The organism is Halosolutus sp. DAT137 (assembly GCF_059736405.1).
Genome location: NZ_JCAQID010000001.1, coordinates 744621 through 762587, shown reverse-complemented (window position 1 = coordinate 762587; position 17967 = coordinate 744621). Strand labels below are relative to the sequence as shown.

17 protein-coding genes are annotated in these 17967 nt (G+C 64.2%); 6 read left to right on the top strand and 11 right to left on the bottom strand.

Going from position 1 to position 17967, the window contains the following annotated elements; all coding sequences use genetic code 11:
• Window positions 1-24 precede the first annotated feature (24 nt).
• Window positions 25-363, bottom strand: coding sequence for a peptidyl-tRNA hydrolase Pth2 (gene pth2 / locus AC6I6L_RS03700; RefSeq protein ID WP_497916362.1), 339 nt, complete (start codon window positions 361-363; stop codon window positions 25-27).
• A 102-nt stretch (window positions 364-465) separates the two neighbouring features.
• Here pth2 and dcd point away from each other — a divergent pair, with 102 nt between their 5' ends.
• Entirely contained in the window at window positions 466-1068 is a 603-nt protein-coding gene (dcd, locus tag AC6I6L_RS03695) for a dCTP deaminase (protein WP_497916361.1), read from the top strand.
• Between the two features lie 81 nt (window positions 1069-1149).
• Here dcd and AC6I6L_RS03690 read toward each other — a convergent pair whose 3' ends face one another.
• The gene (locus AC6I6L_RS03690) at window positions 1150-1578 is read right to left on the bottom strand and encodes a DUF8147 domain-containing protein (protein ID WP_497916360.1); all 429 of its coding nucleotides are present in this window, start codon (window positions 1576-1578) and stop codon (window positions 1150-1152) included.
• 308 nt (window positions 1579-1886) lie between these two features.
• On the opposite strand from AC6I6L_RS03690, the gene AC6I6L_RS03685 reads away from it, so the two are divergent.
• Window positions 1887-2786 (top strand): thiamine-phosphate synthase family protein, encoded by a 900-nt coding sequence (locus AC6I6L_RS03685; RefSeq protein ID WP_497916359.1) that lies wholly within the window; start codon window positions 1887-1889, stop codon window positions 2784-2786.
• Between the two features lie 111 nt (window positions 2787-2897).
• On the top strand, window positions 2898-3596 hold the full coding sequence (locus AC6I6L_RS03680; RefSeq protein ID WP_497916358.1) for a class I SAM-dependent methyltransferase: 699 nt from the start codon (window positions 2898-2900) through the stop codon (window positions 3594-3596).
• A gap of 34 nt (window positions 3597-3630) precedes the next feature.
• Here AC6I6L_RS03680 and AC6I6L_RS03675 read toward each other — a convergent pair whose 3' ends face one another.
• The 7 genes from AC6I6L_RS03675 to AC6I6L_RS03645 all read right to left on the bottom strand — a co-directional run bounded on the left by AC6I6L_RS03675 (window position 3631) and on the right by AC6I6L_RS03645 (window position 10011).
• On the bottom strand, window positions 3631-4356 hold the full coding sequence (locus AC6I6L_RS03675; protein WP_497916357.1) for a DUF7345 domain-containing protein: 726 nt from the start codon (window positions 4354-4356) through the stop codon (window positions 3631-3633).
• Window positions 4356-5168, bottom strand: coding sequence for a hypothetical protein (locus AC6I6L_RS03670; protein ID WP_497916356.1), 813 nt, complete (start codon window positions 5166-5168; stop codon window positions 4356-4358). The genes AC6I6L_RS03675 and AC6I6L_RS03670 overlap by 1 nt, the downstream gene beginning before the upstream one ends.
• A gap of 159 nt (window positions 5169-5327) precedes the next feature.
• Entirely contained in the window at window positions 5328-6467 is a 1140-nt protein-coding gene (locus AC6I6L_RS03665; protein ID WP_497916355.1) for a DUF7345 domain-containing protein, read from the bottom strand.
• Between the two features lie 242 nt (window positions 6468-6709).
• Window positions 6710-6952: a hypothetical protein gene (locus AC6I6L_RS03660; RefSeq protein ID WP_497916354.1), complete on the bottom strand. Its 243-nt coding sequence runs from the start codon at window positions 6950-6952 to the stop codon at window positions 6710-6712.
• Window positions 6953-7170: 218 nt separating this feature from the next.
• Window positions 7171-7938 carry a DUF7001 family protein gene (locus AC6I6L_RS03655; protein ID WP_497916353.1) on the bottom strand — a complete coding sequence of 256 codons (768 nt, stop codon included), beginning with the start codon at window positions 7936-7938 and terminating at the stop codon, window positions 7171-7173.
• Window positions 7939-8030: 92 nt separating this feature from the next.
• On the bottom strand, window positions 8031-8921 hold the full coding sequence (locus tag AC6I6L_RS03650) for an NAD-dependent epimerase/dehydratase family protein (RefSeq protein WP_497916352.1): 891 nt from the start codon (window positions 8919-8921) through the stop codon (window positions 8031-8033).
• Between the two features lie 160 nt (window positions 8922-9081).
• On the bottom strand, window positions 9082-10011 hold the full coding sequence (locus AC6I6L_RS03645; RefSeq protein ID WP_497916351.1) for a sulfide-dependent adenosine diphosphate thiazole synthase: 930 nt from the start codon (window positions 10009-10011) through the stop codon (window positions 9082-9084).
• A gap of 187 nt (window positions 10012-10198) precedes the next feature.
• On the opposite strand from AC6I6L_RS03645, the gene AC6I6L_RS03640 reads away from it, so the two are divergent.
• Both AC6I6L_RS03640 and AC6I6L_RS03635 read left to right on the top strand, forming a co-directional pair.
• Window positions 10199-10588 (top strand): FxLYD domain-containing protein, encoded by a 390-nt coding sequence (locus AC6I6L_RS03640; RefSeq protein ID WP_497916350.1) that lies wholly within the window; start codon window positions 10199-10201, stop codon window positions 10586-10588.
• 137 nt (window positions 10589-10725) lie between these two features.
• Complete coding sequence (locus AC6I6L_RS03635) at window positions 10726-12246, top strand: flippase (RefSeq protein WP_497916349.1); 1521 nt, start codon at window positions 10726-10728, stop codon at window positions 12244-12246.
• Window positions 12247-12296: 50 nt separating this feature from the next.
• Here the strand turns inward: AC6I6L_RS03635 and AC6I6L_RS03630 are convergent, their stop codons facing one another.
• Both AC6I6L_RS03630 and AC6I6L_RS03625 read right to left on the bottom strand, forming a co-directional pair.
• Window positions 12297-13592 carry a DUF418 domain-containing protein gene (locus AC6I6L_RS03630; RefSeq protein WP_497916348.1) on the bottom strand — a complete coding sequence of 432 codons (1296 nt, stop codon included), beginning with the start codon at window positions 13590-13592 and terminating at the stop codon, window positions 12297-12299.
• 89 nt (window positions 13593-13681) lie between these two features.
• Window positions 13682-15145, bottom strand: a complete 1464-nt coding sequence (locus AC6I6L_RS03625) for an MATE family efflux transporter (protein ID WP_497916842.1) — start codon at window positions 15143-15145, stop codon at window positions 13682-13684.
• Window positions 15146-15460: 315 nt separating this feature from the next.
• Between AC6I6L_RS03625 and AC6I6L_RS03620 the strand changes: the two genes are divergently transcribed.
• Window positions 15461-17956 carry a DNA topoisomerase I gene (locus AC6I6L_RS03620; RefSeq protein ID WP_497916347.1) on the top strand — a complete coding sequence of 832 codons (2496 nt, stop codon included), beginning with the start codon at window positions 15461-15463 and terminating at the stop codon, window positions 17954-17956.
• Window positions 17957-17967 lie beyond the last annotated feature (11 nt).

Below are 17967 nucleotides of genomic sequence, written 5' to 3'. Positions count from 1 at the left end.
CGAGGGGTACCGAGGGCTGCGCCGTTAGAACAGCGAGAGTTCGCCGGTAACGCGATCGACGCGATCGTCCGCGGCCGGCCCGACGGCGAGTGTCGTGACGGTTCCGGGTTCGAGTTGCGTGTGGCCGGCGTCGCGGACGATCGCGTTCGGAATTCCCTCGCTGTCCGCGATCGCCGAGAGTTCGTGCAGCTGGCGTTCGCTCTCGCCTTTGAGGACGACCTTCTTCTGCCCATTCTGTTTCCACTGGCCCTGCAGTTGACTATCCGCTTTCTCGTAGGCCGACAGCGACGCGTGGGCGACCTGTGCGGCGAGTTTTCCCTGTCCCATCCCGATGTCCGTGCGGGCGACGATGGCCTGTTTCATGGCGTGAGAGACGTGATGGCAGCCTATAATCTCGGTGATCTGTCTCGGGACCGCTGCCGTGTTCCGGGGGTTTTAGGAGCGACCGCTTCCACTGAGCGCGTAATGATCCTCTCGGATACGGACATCCTCGATCGACTCGCGGCCGGCGACCTCGTCGTCGACCCGCTCGACGATCCGGACCTGCAGGTCCAGCCCGCGAGCATCGACCTCCGGCTGGGACGCGAGTTCCTCGAATTCCAGCGGACGAACATCCCCTGCATCCATCCCAACTCCGAACGCGAAGTCGACGAGTACGTCACCGAAACGATCGTCGAGAACGGCGACGACTTCATTCTCCACCCCGGCGACTTCGTGCTGGGAACGACCCACGAACGCGTCGAGATTCCGGCGGACCTGATCGCCCACGTCGAGGGTCGATCGTCCTTGGGACGACTTGCCGTGGTAGTACATGCCACAGCAGGTCTCTGCGACCCGGGATACCGCGGCCAGATCACCCTCGAACTCTCCAATCTCGGGTCGGCTCCCGTGGCGCTCACGCCGGGAATGCGCATCTCACAGCTCACCTTTACCGAACTTAAAACCGCGGCCGAGCGGCCCTACGGGAGCGATCGCGGCTCGAAGTACCAGGATCAGGACGGCCCGCAGGCCTCCCGTATCCAGAGCGACGACGAGTTCGGCGGCGATCAGCTCGGACGCGACGACTGAACAGAAGCGACGACTGAACGCGACGGGACGGTCGAACGCAACCTGTCGAGCAGGCGGCCGCGAATTGAACTCGTGTGGCGATTACGAGTCGGCGTCTACGGTCGCCCGTGTCCCCTGTCGAGCTCCCCACCCCGCGACGAGGAAGCCGACGATGACGCCGCCGCCGATCGACGGTCCCACGCCGGCGTTCAGGAGCCAGGACAGGAGGACGAAGCCGACGACGAAGCCGACCGTGTAGCCCGCGAATCCGCCCGTGAACCGACGCTGGCGGCGCGGAACGCCGCCCGTCAGTCCGGTGGTGACGGTGGCCGTCGCGATCGCCCCCGCGGTGGCACCGACGACGACCCCGACGAGCAACGGAGCGGGGAGCCACTGATGGGCGAGTTCGGAGATTCCGATCCCGACGATCAAAAACGTCGCGAAGCCGGATGCGATCGCGAGGGCGACCGACCCGCCGTCGATCTCGTCGTCGGATGCGCCGCCGGCCGCGCGATCGGTTTCTCGGCTCATAGTGAGTCCCCTCGTCGGTTACTGGTCCGACCCGTGTCGGTCGTGCGTGCGCGGGCTGGTTCGTGACACGTGACCGATGAGCGGTTGCTGACGAGTCCCTCCACGACGGACGCCGACGTGCGCTCCGATCGTCTCATTGCCGTCGGCTACGTGGTTCTCCCGGAAGTATCGATCGTGTTCGAAAGCGGCCGGCCGCCGGGAGGCGATCGATCCCGCGTATTCGTCCGATCCTGGCCGTGCGTATTCGTCTCACTCCGATCGTGGTTCACTACAGTTATCCGACGGGCACGCCTACATCCGGCAAACAGATGCGATTCGTCGAAGAGATTGTCGTCGACGAGTTCTTGCCGACCGTCAGGTCGTTGCTCGCCGGAGCGCTCCGCGAGCGGGGACTCACGCAAAGTGACGTCGCGGACGTCCTCGGGATCAGCCAGAGCGCCGTCTCGAAGTACGCCCACGGAGACGTAACGATTAACGAACGAATCGCGACGGACGAACGCGTCGAGGCGCTCGTCGAGGAACTCGCAGACGGCCTCGCCTCCGGCGACGTCAGGCCGGTCCGGGCGCTGATCGAGATCGAAGTCCTGATCCGCGAACTCGAAACCGGCGGCGATCTACTCGCCCAGCTTCACGAGGAGTCCGTTCCGGAACTGGCCGACCACGGCGCGAGCTTTCGCGTTCACGACCCCGAAAGCGACCTCCGGAGCAGCGAACGCGTCCTCTCCTCGCTCCGCCGGGGACTGCGCCTTCTCGAGAACGCGAGTGGATTCGCCGGGCTCATCCCCGCCGTCGGCTCGAACCTCGTGGCCTGTACCCCCGACGCGGAGGACATCGACGACGTTGCCGGCGTCCCGGGGCGTATCTTCGACGTAAAAGGGCGGGCGACAGTCCCTGCGGACCCGGAGTTCGGCGTCTCCGAACACGTCGCGAGCGTCTTGCTTTCGGTCCGGCGATCGGGTGCGGACGCTTCCGCGGCGATCAACATCCGATACGACCCGAAATTGCTCGCCGAACTGGTCGATAGAGACCACGTTACGGCCGAGTTCGATGAGAGCGACGACGTCGCTTCGAGCGTCGCTGCGGCCCTCGAGAGCGATCCCGGGGCGACCGTCCTCTATCAGACCGGTGGAATGGGGATCGAGCCACTCATCTACGTACTCGGCCCGGACGCCGAATCGGTCGCAGATACGACGAGAGGACTCGTCTGACCGCGCAGTCCCGATCACCGCACCGTCTCGCACGCTGTGGGACGATCGACTGCGCCCTGACGCGACCCAAAACGCCGTGATCGAGCGCCACGAACGGTGACACACGAACCTATGACTTCGGAAACCGCACAGGAGTTCTACGGCCGCTGGGCACGGCTCTACGACGTGATCGCCCGCCGGACGCCGGGTATTCCACGGCTTCGCCGTCGTGCCGCCGCGGCCTGTCGGCTCGACCGTGGCGATACCGTCGTCGAGATGGGGTGTGGAACCGGGGCGAACCTGCCCTACCTCCGCGAGGAGGTGGGTCCCGACGGAACCGTCGTCGGCGTCGACTTCACCCGCCCGGTGCTCGATCGAGCCCGCGAACTAACGGCCGAGTACGACAACGTTCACGTCGTCCGCGGCGATGCGACGCGGCCACCAGTCGGAGGCGTTGCGGACGGCGCAGGCGAGACAGACGAGATCGACGCGATCCTCGCCACGTTCGTCGTCGGAATGCTCGCCGACCCGGCGGGCGCGGTCGACGACTGGTGTGACCTCGTCGGTCCCGGTGGCCACGTCGTCCTCGCGAACGCCGCCCGCAGCGACGAACGGTACGCGCCGCCGGTCAACGCGGTCTTCCGGGCGATCGTCGTCCTCTCGACGCCACCCACGACGAAGCTCCGCTACGAAAACGAGCCACACCTGCGACTCGACGAAAAGATCGACGCGGCTCACAACCGGCTTCGGGAGCGATCGAGCGCGATCGCGGACGAGACGCACGTCTTCGGGGTCGTTCGATTGACGGGCGGTAAAATTGGAACTGGATAGTGTGCGAGTCTGCCTGTTCGAGGCTCGATCGCGATCAGTCCCGACGAAGCGCGGTCCCGAACAGCGCGAGCAGGGCAGCGCCAGCCGCCCCGACGCCAAACCCGGGTAACGAGTCGTCGCCTGCCTCGCTGGCGTCTTGTTCGTCGCCGTCGGTTCCCGCGTCGGACAGCGAGAACGTCGCCTCGAAGCCCTCGAAGGTCGTTCCAGCCTCCCAGCTTGCTTGCCCGTCGATCTCTGCATCCGGCTCCGGCGTCGCCGTCTCGATCGTCGACCCGTCCGGTCCGGCAACCACGACCGTCCGGTCGGTCTCGTAGCCGCTCGCGAACGGTTCGTTCACGATCAGCCGATCGTCCTCGACTGCGGCGAGCCCCTCCCAGGTGACCGAGAGGACGACGATGCCGCGATCATCGTCGGTGGAGACGTCGACAGAGTCTGACGTAACGGTCATTTCGCGGTCGACGTCCTCGTTCGCGTTCGCAGCGACCGACTGGGTTCGGTTCGTGAACCGATCGAGCAGGGTTTCGTGCGCCTCGTCGTCCGCTTCGAGCGTCTCGAACGCGTCGCGTTCGTCATCCTCGGCGAGGTCGTACACGCTGACGAGCGAGACGGTGGCGTCACCGTCGGCAGTCAGTTCGACGTGTAGCGTCGGGTCCTCGAAGTTGGCTGGCTCGCTGGCCGTCGTTCCAGCCCCGGCAGCCGGTGCAACTAGCAGCGCCGCAAGGACGACGAACGCGCTCACTGCGACGAGTATCCGTCCCATTACTGCGTTCCGGCGTCGCTCTGGTTCTGGTCACCGTCGGACGCTGCTCCCGCGTCATCGTCAGTCTCGCCGTCCTCGGCGTCCGTTTCGTCGTCATCGTCAGCGTCGGTTTCATCGTCCGCTGCGTCTGTCTCGCCTCCAGCATCGTCAGGTCCACTACCCTCGTTACCCGGCGTCTCGGGTCCCGCACCGGGGCGTTCGATCGGTGCACCGGGCTCGCGGTCCAGCCCGACCGCCTGACCGACGTCCGCGCCGGCGATCGACTGTGCGATCTCGGCAACCTGTGGCCCGCCGAGTTCGGCGGCGCGATCGGCAAGCGTTTCGATCGCGGTCACATTGATCCCGTGCTCCTCGGGGTTTTCGAGTTCGCCTGCAGTCGCTGCAGTCCCGTTAGCCAGCCGCTGTGCCGTCCGCTTCTCGACGGCGATCGACGCCATCCTGGCCTCGTACTGTCCCTTACTGATTTCGCCAGCCTCGTAGGACTCGTTTAACTCCTCGGTTCGGTCTTCTAGCTCCGTGATTCGCGCTTCGACGTCGGCAAGCTGTGAGCCGACGACGTCGGCTTTGGCGTCGTCACTCTGTGCCTGAGCGACTTTGATACCGTACGTACGCTCCGCGAGGTCACCGTCGAGTTCGGCTTCCTGAACGCCGACGACGCCGGCGAGCTGTTCGCCCGGTGCGATACCTTCGTCGTCTTCACTGTCCTCGTCCTGAGCGCTCGCCGCCGTGTCGAGGTCGGCAGCTGCAAGCGGCATCGCCACCATCGAGACGGCGAGTACCAGTGCAAGTGCGATCGTCGTTGTTCGCTTCATGACGAATGGTACCTGGAGCTATCGTCCCATATATCGGATCGATTATCACTCCGATTCAACGACTTTTGCGGACCGTTGAGACCGGGATCAAGAGTCGAAAACGATCGTAAACTAGCTGAAACGATCCGACGCAGTCGTGCGATTTTCCAGGCTTTCGCGTCAGTCGGTACGCTCTCCGGGTTCGAGTACCGCGTCAGTCTGGTCGGGTAGCGTGAGCACGTTCTCGCGACCCAGCCGGAACGAGTCCAGCTTCCCGTCCTCGCGGAGCGTGCTGACGACTTTGCTCGTCTTCGCGTCGGTCCAGCCGAGCTCCGAGACGACGTCCTGTTGTTTCATGCGGCCGCCGCGCTCCTCGAGCAGCCGGAGGACGCGCTCCTCGTTGCTCAGGAACTCCTCCGGCACGCCCCGCTCGCCGCCCGCATTGTCGTCGGCCGTCGCTGATGCCGCTGCGCCGGTCTGATCATCTCCACCACCTCCGACACCGACGTCCGGGACCGAAACTGGATCCCCGCTCCCACGCCGTCGATACCACACTGCGACGACGAGGCCGATCGCACCGAGTGCGAGACTGCCCAGCGCGATCGACGAAAGCGAGAGTCCGGTCGCCCCGCTCGAGACGACGACGCGTGGCTCGCCGGAGACGAACTCGGTCTGTGAGCCACGCCAGATGACCGCGTTCTGGCGGGAATCGTCCGGGTCGGGGCTCACGCTCGTCAGGTCGTAGTCCTCGGGCCAGGTGATTACCAGTCGGGTCCCGTCGTCGAGGTAGAGTCCCTCGATCGCGTCGCCGGCACGCAGTTCGGTGCCGTCGACGGCAGCGAAGCCGTCCCAGTCGAACGTGTATCTGATGACGCCGTACTCACGAGCGAGGGACTGGCGTTCCGTCTCGACCGCGAAACCGTCGATCGACATCTCCCGGTCCGTCGCGTCGCTTGCCACGGCGACGGTCGAATCGATTCGGTCGGCAAAGCGCGTCAGGTACGGCTCGGGGTCGTCCTCGATATCGGCCTCGATCGACTCGAACGCCGCTGTCGTCTCGCTATCGTCGAGTCTGACCCAGAACTCGATCGTCCACTCGGCAGAGCCGTTGGCTGCCAGGTCCACGTTCATCCGGGCCTGGTCGGGGTCGACGTCTTCGGGCCCCGCCGAGAACACGTCCGTCGATTCGGCGGAGTCGTACTGGGACGGGGGACCGTCGGCGGCGACGCCAGTGACCGAGAGCGGGACGGAAACGGCAACCGAGAGTGCAAGCGCAACGAGTAGCAGTCGAGCGAATGGAGTCGGGTTACGTCTGGTCATAGTCGCCCAAATAACCGCCAGGACCGGCCGGCATGCAGGCGATACGGTTGCCGGCCATGGCAGAGAGATCGTGTAAAATCATCCATCGAATCACGAAATTCAGTTTGCGACAGTATTCTCATACGCTTTTCGATCGTTTGGGTCTCCGTCCATCACGGGGCGGGTACTGCGAGCCGGTCGTCCGAACGGTGGACGACCGTCCCAGGACCGGAGAGACGATCGTCGGAGCAGGAACGCCGCGATCACGTCATCGCTGACGGGAGTGTGGTCGTTCCGGGCGTGAGTGCGGACACGACGCTTCCGAGCGCGTCGGCCGTGCCGCTGACGAAGCTACTGATCGCACCGAGCAGGTCCGAAACGAAGTCGGGTACTGGATCAGGCAGTTCGCCAGGTGGTCCTTCGCCGGGTGTTGCGGCGGCCGTTCCGGCCGTGCCGATCAACAGTCCGATACTGATCATGACCGCGAGTAGTGCGTGTCGTCTCATGACGACTGACCGGAGGGGTAGATCGATCATTAACCGACCAGATACTGTCGCCGATTGTCGTCGATTTTGACCGATTTTCTCCCGATATCGACATTCAGAAGTTCGATTGGCGTCCTATCGCCGTCTCCCGGCGAATTGTGCTGTGATTCGACCACGGTGTCTGGCTGGATGCACCCACCGACCCAGCGACGTTGCGCGAGGTTGCGCCGACTCCCGAGTCATCTCGTCCCATACAGTCGCTCGTGCTCGCTACAAAACTCCGGTTCGCGTAGCTGTGCGTTGATCAGGTCCTCGTGGTAGTGGGCGTTGAACAGGCGACAGCCCTCCCGATCGCAAAACGGCTCACCCGTCTCGAGGTAGTGGTACGCCTGGAGGACGTACCCCTTCATCGCATCGGTCGTCCGGGGATCGTCTTCGATCAGGAATTCGCCCTCCACGCGGTTCTCGAGCACTTCACGAGGCGGGGTGTCACCCGAAAGGAGCGAGTGGCGTTGCTTTTCCTTGTAATATTCCTCGGGCTTCGCTGGGGCCTCGTACAGGCCGGGTACCGATACCAGCGGAGGTTGACCGAGGACGGTCACGCGTTTGTGCCAGCGGCCGTCGTGGTCGCCCCACGTCCCGATCGCGCGATCGAGAATCGGGACGTGCAGCGTCTCGAGGGCACGTTCGTCGGCTGGCAGGGCACTATTGAGCGCGCGCTGAATTTGTGCGCCGTCGTAGAGAACGCCGCCTTCCCGCGCAGGATCTTCGAGGGCACGTTCTTCGTACCGGATCGTCCCCAGCATCGTGTTGCCGGTTTCGCGATCGTACGGGGAGCACACACGCGCCTCGGCGAACCGTTCGGCGAGATCGTCGGTGCGGTGACCCTCGAGAAACCGGTCGCGGACCGAAACGTCCGCGTCGACGCGTGTCGTGAGCCAGTCTGCGATCGTCTCCACCTCGGCTTCGGTCGTCGGGGTGCGGTAGAGCGTGACGCTGCGGACCATGTACGACCTAGTCGTACCACCTGGGAATCCGTTACGGTCGCTGTTCGCTCTACCCGTGGGTGTCCTTCGCGGCAGTAAAAACCGGCGTGGCGCTATTCCTCGAAAAACACGGGTGGCTCGACGAGCTCGTTTTCGGCCTCGCGCCAGGTATGGGTCGGCTTCCAACCCAGTTCCCGCCGGGCCTTCGCCGTCGAGAACGCCGACTGTTCTCCCTCGAGTTCGCACTCGTCCGGAAGGCCGCCGAAGACCGCCTCGATCACGTCGACAGTGGGACGACCGAGATAGTTGTCCGCGGCCATCGCGTGATACGCTTCGTGACCGTCGATGTCGGCGTGGAGGGCGGTGTCGACGATCGAGACGACGTCCCGTACGTCGACGTACGACCAAAAGTTGCCACTCGGGGCCGCCGACTCGGGATCAAATGATGCCTGCCCGTCGGTGGCCCGGTACTCGCCGGGGTACTGGATCCACGACGGCCGAATCGAGGCAACGGAGATGTCGTGTCGCCGTACCGCCTTCTTGGCGAGTTCCTCGCCGACGAGCTTCGAGGCTCCGTAGCCGTCTTCCGGCCGCTGGGGATGGCGCTCGTCGATCGGCAGGGAGTCCGGTAGGAACGGCTCCGCTGCGAACGGCATGCCGTAGAGACTCTCGCTCGAGGTCCAGACCACGTCCGCGTCGGCTCGGCCCGCGGCCTCGAACACGTGGTACGCGCTCGCGACGTTGGTCATAAACGTCTCGGTGCCGGGCGCGATTCCCATCCGCGGAATCCCCGCGACGTGAATCACCGCGTCCGGCTCGTCAGTGAGAATTGCGTCCCACGCCTGTCCCTGCTCGGTGAGGTCGGCCGCGAGAAAGGTCACGTTCTCGCGTTCTCGCGTCGGTCGATCGAGGTCGAGGCCGACGACCTCGTGTCCCTCGCTCGCGAAGTGATCGACGATCCAGCTCCCCGCAGCGCCGGTCGCGCCGGTGACGACGAGTGTCATGTCCCACGCCTTCGTCCGAGCGGGGAAAAACTCCTCGCGTCGACGACTGCTCGGCTCCGCGATTGCGCCGATCGGCGCTCGTCCGAGCTGTGGTGACGAGTTGCCGATTATGCCGCGGAGGGGGCGCGGATTCGCCGGGAACGACGTACAGCAGTCGGTCTCAGTCGTCGGCAACCGTCGCGCGGCTGGTGATGTCGACGGGCTCTGCGTCGACTGCGAGTTCGTCGAGGGCGACCTGGGCGGCGCGTTTGCCGGAGACGAGCATGGCCCCGAACGTCGGCCCCATGCGGGGCAGGCCGTAGGTCGTCGCGGTGGCCATCCCGGTCGCGATCAGCCCCTCGTGGACGAGGCCGGTGTGTTCGACGACGGCGTCCTCGCTCTTGCCGACCCACATCGAGTCGTGACCGGGCGAGTCGTGGCCCGGCGCGCCGTACTGGTCGTCGTCGGTCCGGTCCATCCCGGTCGCCGACGCCTCGGCCTCACCGATACCGGGCGCGTCGAGAACGCCGCGCTCGTCGAGTTTCTTGACCGCCATCGCGTCGTGACCGGTCGCGTCGATAACCAGATCTGCCTCGACCGCGATCGGATCGACGCAGGTAATTTCGCGGGGCAGCGCGTGGACGGGCGTCCAGTTCATGACGATGCCGCCGACCCGGTGGTTCTCACGGATGACGATGTCCGTAAACTCGGTCATGTTCTGCATCTTCGCGCCGGCGTCGCAGGCGGCCTTGATCAGGCCTGAACAGGCCTCCGGACCGTTGGCGACGTAGAGCCCCTCGGAGTCCTGGGATTGCTTGTAGCTGACGTCGAGTTCGTCCAGGATCCGCTGGGCCGGATCGCGCACCGTCACCTTGTTCATCAGGAACCCGCCGAGCCAGAAGCCCCCGCCGAGATAGTTGTTCTTCTCGACGACCATCGTCTTGACCCCCCGTTCGGAGAGTTCTTTCGCCGCCGTCAGGCCGGACGGCCCGCCGCCGACGACGATCACGTCTGAGTCCGAGAAGTCCATGAACTCCTCGGTCCACTCCTGTCCGATCGCACGCGTTACGTCGGCTTCACCAACACTGCTAAACTGATCGAAGTCGCTCATACAACTAGGTGGTATTGTCCAGTGGTGAAAAAACTATCGCGACGATCGACGCGGGTGTGAACGAAGAATCAACGTTGCTACAGGCCCGTAGCGATCGATCACGTGGCCGTGGACCGACCAAATAGCCTGCTGATGCTGTCAGGAGCATTCCCGAACGCTGAAGGCCCACTGCGACCTATCGGCGGCCGTGCATCGACGTGGCTTCCTCGGACTCGCTGCGGTTTCCACTCTGGCTGGCTGTCTCGACTACTTCGAGGGGGAAAGCGAGGAGATTACCGAGCCGCCGGATGTCGAAATCGTCTGGGACGACCTCGTCCGGGACAATCCGGGAACCGAAGACGAGCGCGTCTACGTGTGGGGAGTCGTCAGGAACGTCGGCGATCGAGAACTACACTACATCGAGATTCGGGCGACGTTCTTCGACGCCGACGGCGAAGAGCTCGAAAGCGTTATCGAAAACGTCGAAGAAGACGTTAGCTCCGGTGAAGAGTGGCCCTTCGACGTCGAATTCCCCCACTTCGGTGAACGAGCGGCCGCCGTCGAACGCTACGAACTCGAACCGGCCACGGGGGTCTGACCGGATGCCACTACAATTGAGAGGATACCACCACTGGCCGCCGAGATACCAGAACCGATCGATCGCATGGAGTCGCCCGGTCACCGCTGGCGGAGGCTGGGAACGCCGAAAAGCCAAATGAGCAAGACCCCGTCGCCATGACTGAGTACGACGAGGGCGTCTCGACCCTCGCAAAACAGGGGAGTATCACCTTCGTTGGCAATCTCGTCAACGGGGCGCTCGGCTTTGCGATCGTCATGCTGATGACGCGGTTCGTCAGCCCCTCGGTGTACGGCCTGTTCGTCCTCGCAACGTCGGTCATCCTGTTCATGCAGGTCTTTGCGAACCTCGGGCTGCCGCTGGCGATCGACTACTTCGTCCCGCAGTACATAGACAACGGCGAATACGGGAAGGCCAAAGGCGTGATTGTCCAGGTGACGGCGACGGTCCTCGTCACCTCTTCGCTGGTCGCGGTACTCCTCGCGCTCAGTACTGGGCGGATCGGTGACTTTTTTCAGGAGCCAGCGATGCAGGTCGCGCTCCTGTTTCTTTCGGTGACGATCCCGATGCTGGCGATCTACAACGTCCTCTTGACCTCCTACTACAGCATCAAGAAGCTGCAGTACCGGGTGATTATGCGTGACCTCGTGCGCCCGATCGTCCGGTTTACCACTACGGCAGGATTGCTGCTCGCTGGGTTCGGGTTGCTAGGACTAATCGCCGGCTACGTCGTCGGACTGTTCGTCGCCATCACCGTCGGTGCGATGATCTTTACGTACAAAGCGTGGGACCTCCTGACCGAAGATCTCGAATTCGTCGCGCCGGCCCCGCTCGTGCGCTACTCCGTGCCACTGGCGATGACCAGCGTCGTCTTCGTCCTGATGGGTCACGTCGATTACTTCGTGCTCGGCTTTTTCCTCTCTTCCGACGACGTTGGCATCTATCGCGTCGGCTACATGCTCGGCTCCGGGCTGATGATCATCTTCAACTCTCTGTCGCCGGTGTTCAAGCCGCTGATCGCTGAGACTCGCGAGGACATCACGCTGGTCGAACGCCGGTTTCAGATCATGGCCCGCTGGATCGTCGCCATTACGCTGCCGTTTGCCATCATCCTTTCACTGGGTGCGAGTTCGTTCCTCGCAGTGCTCTACACGCCACAGTACGCCGAAGCGAACCTCGTCGTCGTTCTGTTGGCGGGTGCGTTCCTTTTTAACGTCACCTTCGGCGGCCCAGATGGCTCTCTCTTGCAGGGGCTTGGCTACTCGCGAATGGTCTTTGCCAACACGCTCGTCCTCTTCGGCGCGAACTTCTTCATTTCGCTCGCACTCGTTCCGATCGTCGGCATCGAGGGCGCGGCGATCGGTTCCGCGGTGGCGCTGTTCCTCGTCGGCGGGTTGACTCTCGTCGAGATATACTATCTCGATGGCATCCACCCGTTCACTCGCGATTTTGCGAAGATCGTCGGCGCCGGTATCCCCGCGTCGATCGTCGGCGTCCCGATCGTCCTGTTCGTCGAGTCGGACCTGCTGGTCGTCGTCTCCCTTCCGATCGTCGTCGTCGGAATCTATCTGGCGACACTAGTCGCAACCGATGCGTTCACCGCCGAAGACGCACAGATGGCCGCCGAGTTCAGCCCGGCGCTCCAGAAGTGGCTCCCGGCGAGTTTGCTAAACCGGTAACAGTCGGGGACGGACAGCGTTGGGTCGGCGGGTCGGGACGAGACGGGACCTCACTCGAGGCGCATCGGTTGCCGCCGCCCGTAGGTCAGCGTCCGCCAGAGCCACTCGACGGGCCCAAACTGGAACCGGTTTAGCCAGGCGATCGAGAGCGGAATCTGGAGCAGCCAGATCGCGACGACGACGCCGAGGAGTTCGACCCGGCTCATCGTGCCGAACAACCCGAGGCCGTGCCCGTAGAAGATCGTGGTCGCGAGTACTGTCTGGAGGAGGTAGTTCGAGAAAGCGGTTCGGCCCACGGCGGAGAGTGCGGTTCGCACCCGCTCGCCAGCCGTCGCCCGACAGAGCAGCATGATCGCCGAGACGTACGCGAGCGCCAGCAACAACGACCCCCAGTAATTGAACTGCCGCGCGAGCAACAGCACCTGTCCGGTGTCCCAGCCGACGGCCTCGCGGTACCAGACCCCCGAGAGGATCAACGCCAGTCCTGCTACCGATCCGACGGCGAACAGTCGCCGGTAGAACCTCGTACTCCGCTGATTGGAGAGGACGCCCCACTTGTAGAGGGCCATCCCCATGACCATCAGCCCGCCGACGGTCCAGAACAACTCGAAAACGAACCCGATCGTCTGTCCTGCGAGTACGACCGGAGCCCGGTAGGTCACCTGCCCGGTCCAGCTTCCCTGGTAGGCAGCGATTTCGGCGTCGATCTCGTTCTGGTCCGCACCGTACCCCGAGAGAATTGCGCTCTCGATCTCGGTCTGTACGTCCGCGTCCACCGCGGTGTACGCGACGCCGGTCGCCGTGTAGAACAGGAACGGGAGCGAAAACATGATTAGCCCGAGGATGAGCAGCCGCTTCGGTCGCCAGTTGCGTACGAAGATGACGACGAATCCACAGAGCGCGTACGTGACGAGAATGTCGCCGTGCCACAGCAGATAGGCGTGGGCGAGACCAATGACGAGCAGCCAGAACCCGCGCGTAAAGTGCAACCGGCGTGCGGGCTGGCCCTTGCGTTCTTTCGACTCCATGAACAACACGAGTCCGGCCCCGAACAGGAACGTAAACAGGGTGACGAACTTCTGTTCGAAGAAGACGTGACTGACGAACCAGGCTGCGTAGTTCGAACCCGAGAGATCCCCGTATAGCGTCGGATTGACCCACCCGATCGTCGGCAGTGCAAAGAGCCAGATGTTGATCACGAGGATGCCGAGCAGGGCGAAGCCGCGAAGCACGTCGAGGCTCTGGATTCGTTCGCTCGGATCGGTCGGGCCGGCGTCGCGGTCCGATTGGTCGGTGGTCGACGCCGCGACGTTCTCGTCGGTTCTCGTAGAAGACTGTGTTGTCATCGTAATCTGCGCTATACTCGACGATCTCACAGCGAGGATATATGTGTTGAGAAACACCTCCCGTCGGCGCTGAACTCGACCGCGCTCGATCAGTCGTCGACGAGATCAGGATCGCTCCCAGCGGCCGGTCGATCGCGATCGTCCCGTGGTGGCTGCTCTCCCTCAGACTCGTCGTCGATCACGTCCTCGCGCCACGTTCCCAGTCGGAACCAGGCGACGGCGACGACGAACGAGGCGACCATCCCGAACACGAACGCCCACCAGATGCCGACGATGCCGAGATCGATCGCGGCCACGGTGGGGATCGTGATCCCGAGATATGGAACCGTCACGGCGGTAAAAGCGAGCACGAGCGCGATGGGAATCCGGAATACCCACCGCGAGAGGAACGAGAGAATCATCGCCTCTCTCGTGTTTCCAGCTCCCCGGAACGCCCCCTGAATGACCATCACGCCGGCAAACAACGCCCAGAAGGGAGCAACGATTCGCAGGAAGACGACGCCCTCCGCGATCACTTCGGGATCGGTGACGAAGACACCCATCGCCTGGGCCGGGAACGCGAGGATGATGGCCGCAACCGCGAAAATGAACACCATGGTCGACGCGGTCGCCCAGCGAGCGACCGCCGCGGCTCGATCGGGCGTCTTCGCCCCGAGGTTCTGGCCGACGCCGGTCGCGGTGGCGTCCCCGACCGCTCCCGAGACCGCCCACGTGACCGACATCATGCGCACGCCGATGCCGTAGGCGGCCGTGGGCGCAGCGCCGAAACGGGCGACGAAGCCGGCCATCGCCACCGCAGCGAAGCTTCGCGCCCAGCCGTCGATCGTCGCCGGATAGCCGATGTCGAGGAGTCGCTTCTGGATGGCGAGATTGGGGACGAGGTCACCGACGCGAAGCCGAACGCCGAATCCCCCGTCGAGCAGGATGTAGATGCCCGCCGCCGTGGCGAACGCGCGAGAGATGAACGTCGCGACGGCCGCTCCACGGGTACCCATCTCCGGAAACGGTCCCCAGCCGAGGATGAAGAAGGGGTCGAGGACGACGTTGATCCCCGCCGAGATAAGGACGAGCCACATCGCGGTTTTGGTATCGCCGGCACCCTGCAGGGACGATCGAAACGCAAAGAAGAGGAACGTCAGCGGAAGCGCGAGGAAGATCACCTCGATGTAGGCCAGCGCCTCGACGAACACCTGATCGCGCGCCCCGATGAGCACGAGCAACGGCCGCCGAAAGTAGAGTCCGACCGCCGAGAGCACCGTCGAGGCGACCATCGCGAGCAGGATCGTCTGGGCCACCACTCTGTCGGCCATCCGATCGTCGTCGGCTCCGACGTACTGGGAGACGAGCGCGATCGTCGCCGCGGTGATCCCCATCGCCGTCGAGACGAACATCCACGACAGGGGGAACATCAGCGAGACGGCGGCGACGGCCTCGCTGCTCACGCGGCCAACCCAGAACATATCCGCCAGGTTGTACACCGTCTGGAGGAGGTTTCCCAGCACGAGGGGCCAGGCCAGCGTCAGGAGTTTCGGCGGGATTGCCCCCGACGTCATGTCGACCCGTTTGCGATCGGGGGAGGCGTCCGTCTCGGCCACGTTCGCTTCTCGCTCGGACCCGGCAAAAGGACTCGGCTCACGGCGGTCGCTTGCCGGCACTGGGTGGTCCCCCGTACGCACGACGGTTGAGTCCTCACGTACACAGTACGGTGTGGTCCTCACGTGCACGCGCTCGCGACGCCCGCGAACGCACGCACACCTGCGCTGTCTGCCGGTTTTGGCGAAAGGATTATGCGACGGTCAATCGTACCGACCGATCATGAACGATACTCCTCGCCCATCGATCGATCGTCCGCACGGAGGTGAGCCGCCGTGGAACTGATTATTACGGAGAAGGATAACGCCGCCCGGCGGATCGCCGACATTCTGAGCGGCGGGACGTTCGACTCGAGCCGCGAAAACGGCGTCAACGTCTACGAATGGGGCGGAAAGCGCTGTGTTGGCCTGTCGGGTCACGTCGTCGGCGTCGACTTCCCCCCCGAGTACTCCGACTGGCGCGACGTCGAACCCGTCGAACTGATCGACGCGAGCGTCGAGAAGACGCCAACGAAAGAGAACATCGTCGCCACGCTGCGGATTCTCGCCCGCCGCGCCGAGCGCGCGACGATCGCGACCGACTACGATCGCGAAGGGGAACTCATCGGGAAGGAAGCCTACGAGATCGTTCGCGACGTCAACGAGGAGGTCCCCATCCGTCGCGTGCGGTTCTCCTCGATCACCGAAAACGAGGTCCAGAACGCCTTCGACGAACCCGACGAACTCGACTTCGATCTGGCCGCCGCGGGCGAGGCGCGCCAGATTATCGACCTCGTCTGGGGTGCCGCCCTGACCCGATTCCTCTCGCTGTCGGCCGGCCAACTCGGGAACGACTTTATTTCGGTGGGCCGCGTTCAGTCGCCGACGCTCAAACTGATCGTCGATCGCGAACGCGAGATCGAAGCCTTCGACCCCGAAACGTACTGGGAACTGTTCGCGGATCTGACCAAGCGAGGCGGTGACGCCGCCGACGCCACCTTTGAGGCCCAGTACTTCTACCGCGACGAAGACGACAACGAGGCCGAACGCGTCTGGGAAGAAGCCGCCGCCGAAGATGTCTACGAGACGCTCACCGGACGTGACAGCGCAACCGTCGTCGACGTCAACCGCCGGACGCGAACCGACACGCCCCCGACGCCGTTCAACACGACCCAGTTCATTCGCGCGGCCAGCGCGATCGGCTACTCGGCCAAACGGGCGATGTCGATCGCCGAAGACCTCTACACGGCGGGCTACATCACTTACCCGCGGACGGACAACACCGTCTACCCCGAGGATCTCGATCCCGAGGAACTGCTCGACGACTTCGTCGGCCACTCGACGCTGGGCGAGTCCGCCGAGTCGCTGCTCGAAGCCGACGAGATCGTCCCGACAGAGGGCGACGAGGAGACGACCGACCACCCGCCCATCCATCCGACGGGCGAGATTCCGACCCGCGGCGACGTGAGCGACGACGAGTGGGAGGTCTTCGAACTCGTCGTTCGGCGCTTTTTCGCGACCGTCGCCGCCGCCGCCGTCTGGGAACACCTCAAGGTCGTCACCGAGGTCGAGGACTGCCGACTGAAATCCAACGGCAAACGCCTGGTCGAACCCGGCTACCACGACGTCTATCCGTACTTCAACACCAGCGAGAACTTCGTCCCGGACGTCGACGAGGGCGAGGAACTCGCGATCGAGACCGTCGACCTCGAAGAAAAGGAAACCCAGCCGCCGCGTCGCTACGGGCAGTCGCGGCTGATCGAGACCATGGAGGATCGGGGGCTGGGAACAAAAAGTACCCGGCATAACACGTTAGAGAAATTATACGATCGGGGCTACATCGAGAGCGATCCGCCGCGACCGACGAAACTCGCGATGGCGGTCGTCGACGCCGCGGAGAACTACGCCGACCGGGTCGTCAGCGAGGAGATGACGGCCCAACTCGAGGCGGACATGGACGCGATCGCGAGCGGCGAGGCGACCCTCGACGACGTCACCGACGACTCTCGAGAGATGCTCGAGGAAATCTTTGCGAATCTCGCGGACTCCCGTGACGAGATCGGTGACCACCTGCGGAAGTCGCTGAAAGACGACAAACGGCTCGGTCCCTGCCCCGAGTGCGGCGAGGACCTGCTCGTGCGCCGGAGCCGCCACGGGTCGTACTTCATCGGCTGCGACGGCTATCCGGACTGTGAAAACACGCTCCCGTTACCCTCGACCGGGAAGCCGCTCATCCTCGAGAGCGAGTGTGAGGACCACGGGCTGAACGAGGTGAAGATGCTGGCCGGCCGCCAGACGTTCGTCCACGGCTGTCCGCTCTGCAAGGCCGAAGACGCCGGCGAGGGGCCGGTTCTGGGTGCGTGTCCCGACTGTGGTTCCGAGGAAGATGGCGAACTCGCTATCAAGACCCTCCAGAGCGGCTCTCGGCTCGTCGGCTGTACGCGCTACCCCGACTGTGAGTACTCCCTGCCGCTGCCCCGCCGCGGTGAGATCGAAGTCACCGACGAGCACTGCGACGAACACGACCTCCCCGAACTCGTCGTCCACAGCGGCGACGAGCCCTGGGAACTGGGCTGTCCGATCTGTAACTACCGCGAGTTCCAGGCCCGCGAGAACGAGACGGACTCCGACCTCGAGTCCCTCGACGGCGTCGGTGCGAAAACCGTCGAAAAGCTCGCCGCCGCTGGCATCGAGAGCATCGAGGACCTGACCGAGAGCGACCCCGACGACGTCGCTGCAGACGTCGAGGGGGTCAGCGCCGATCGGATTCGAGACTGGCAGGCCGAAGCCTGAGCCACCACTCG

Excerpts from the sequence above, each read along its gene's own strand:
- pth2 (WP_497916362.1), bottom strand. The coding sequence starts at position 363 with ATGAAACAGGCCATCGTCGCCCGCACGGACATCGGGATGGGACAGGGA.
- dcd (WP_497916361.1), top strand. The coding sequence starts at position 466 with ATGATCCTCTCGGATACGGACATCCTCGATCGACTCGCGGCCGGCGAC.
- AC6I6L_RS03690 (WP_497916360.1), bottom strand. The coding sequence starts at position 1,578 with ATGAGCCGAGAAACCGATCGCGCGGCCGGCGGCGCATCCGACGACGAG.
- AC6I6L_RS03685 (WP_497916359.1), top strand. The coding sequence starts at position 1,887 with ATGCGATTCGTCGAAGAGATTGTCGTCGACGAGTTCTTGCCGACCGTC.
- AC6I6L_RS03680 (WP_497916358.1), top strand. The coding sequence starts at position 2,898 with ATGACTTCGGAAACCGCACAGGAGTTCTACGGCCGCTGGGCACGGCTC.
- AC6I6L_RS03675 (WP_497916357.1), bottom strand. The coding sequence starts at position 4,356 with ATGGGACGGATACTCGTCGCAGTGAGCGCGTTCGTCGTCCTTGCGGCG.
- AC6I6L_RS03670 (WP_497916356.1), bottom strand. The coding sequence starts at position 5,168 with ATGAAGCGAACAACGACGATCGCACTTGCACTGGTACTCGCCGTCTCG.
- AC6I6L_RS03665 (WP_497916355.1), bottom strand. The coding sequence starts at position 6,467 with ATGACCAGACGTAACCCGACTCCATTCGCTCGACTGCTACTCGTTGCG.
- AC6I6L_RS03660 (WP_497916354.1), bottom strand. The coding sequence starts at position 6,952 with ATGAGACGACACGCACTACTCGCGGTCATGATCAGTATCGGACTGTTG.
- AC6I6L_RS03655 (WP_497916353.1), bottom strand. The coding sequence starts at position 7,938 with ATGGTCCGCAGCGTCACGCTCTACCGCACCCCGACGACCGAAGCCGAG.
- AC6I6L_RS03650 (WP_497916352.1), bottom strand. The coding sequence starts at position 8,921 with ATGACACTCGTCGTCACCGGCGCGACCGGCGCTGCGGGGAGCTGGATC.
- AC6I6L_RS03645 (WP_497916351.1), bottom strand. The coding sequence starts at position 10,011 with ATGAGCGACTTCGATCAGTTTAGCAGTGTTGGTGAAGCCGACGTAACG.
- AC6I6L_RS03635 (WP_497916349.1), top strand. The coding sequence starts at position 10,726 with ATGACTGAGTACGACGAGGGCGTCTCGACCCTCGCAAAACAGGGGAGT.
- AC6I6L_RS03630 (WP_497916348.1), bottom strand. The coding sequence starts at position 13,592 with ATGACAACACAGTCTTCTACGAGAACCGACGAGAACGTCGCGGCGTCG.
- AC6I6L_RS03625 (WP_497916842.1), bottom strand. The coding sequence starts at position 15,145 with ATGACGTCGGGGGCAATCCCGCCGAAACTCCTGACGCTGGCCTGGCCC.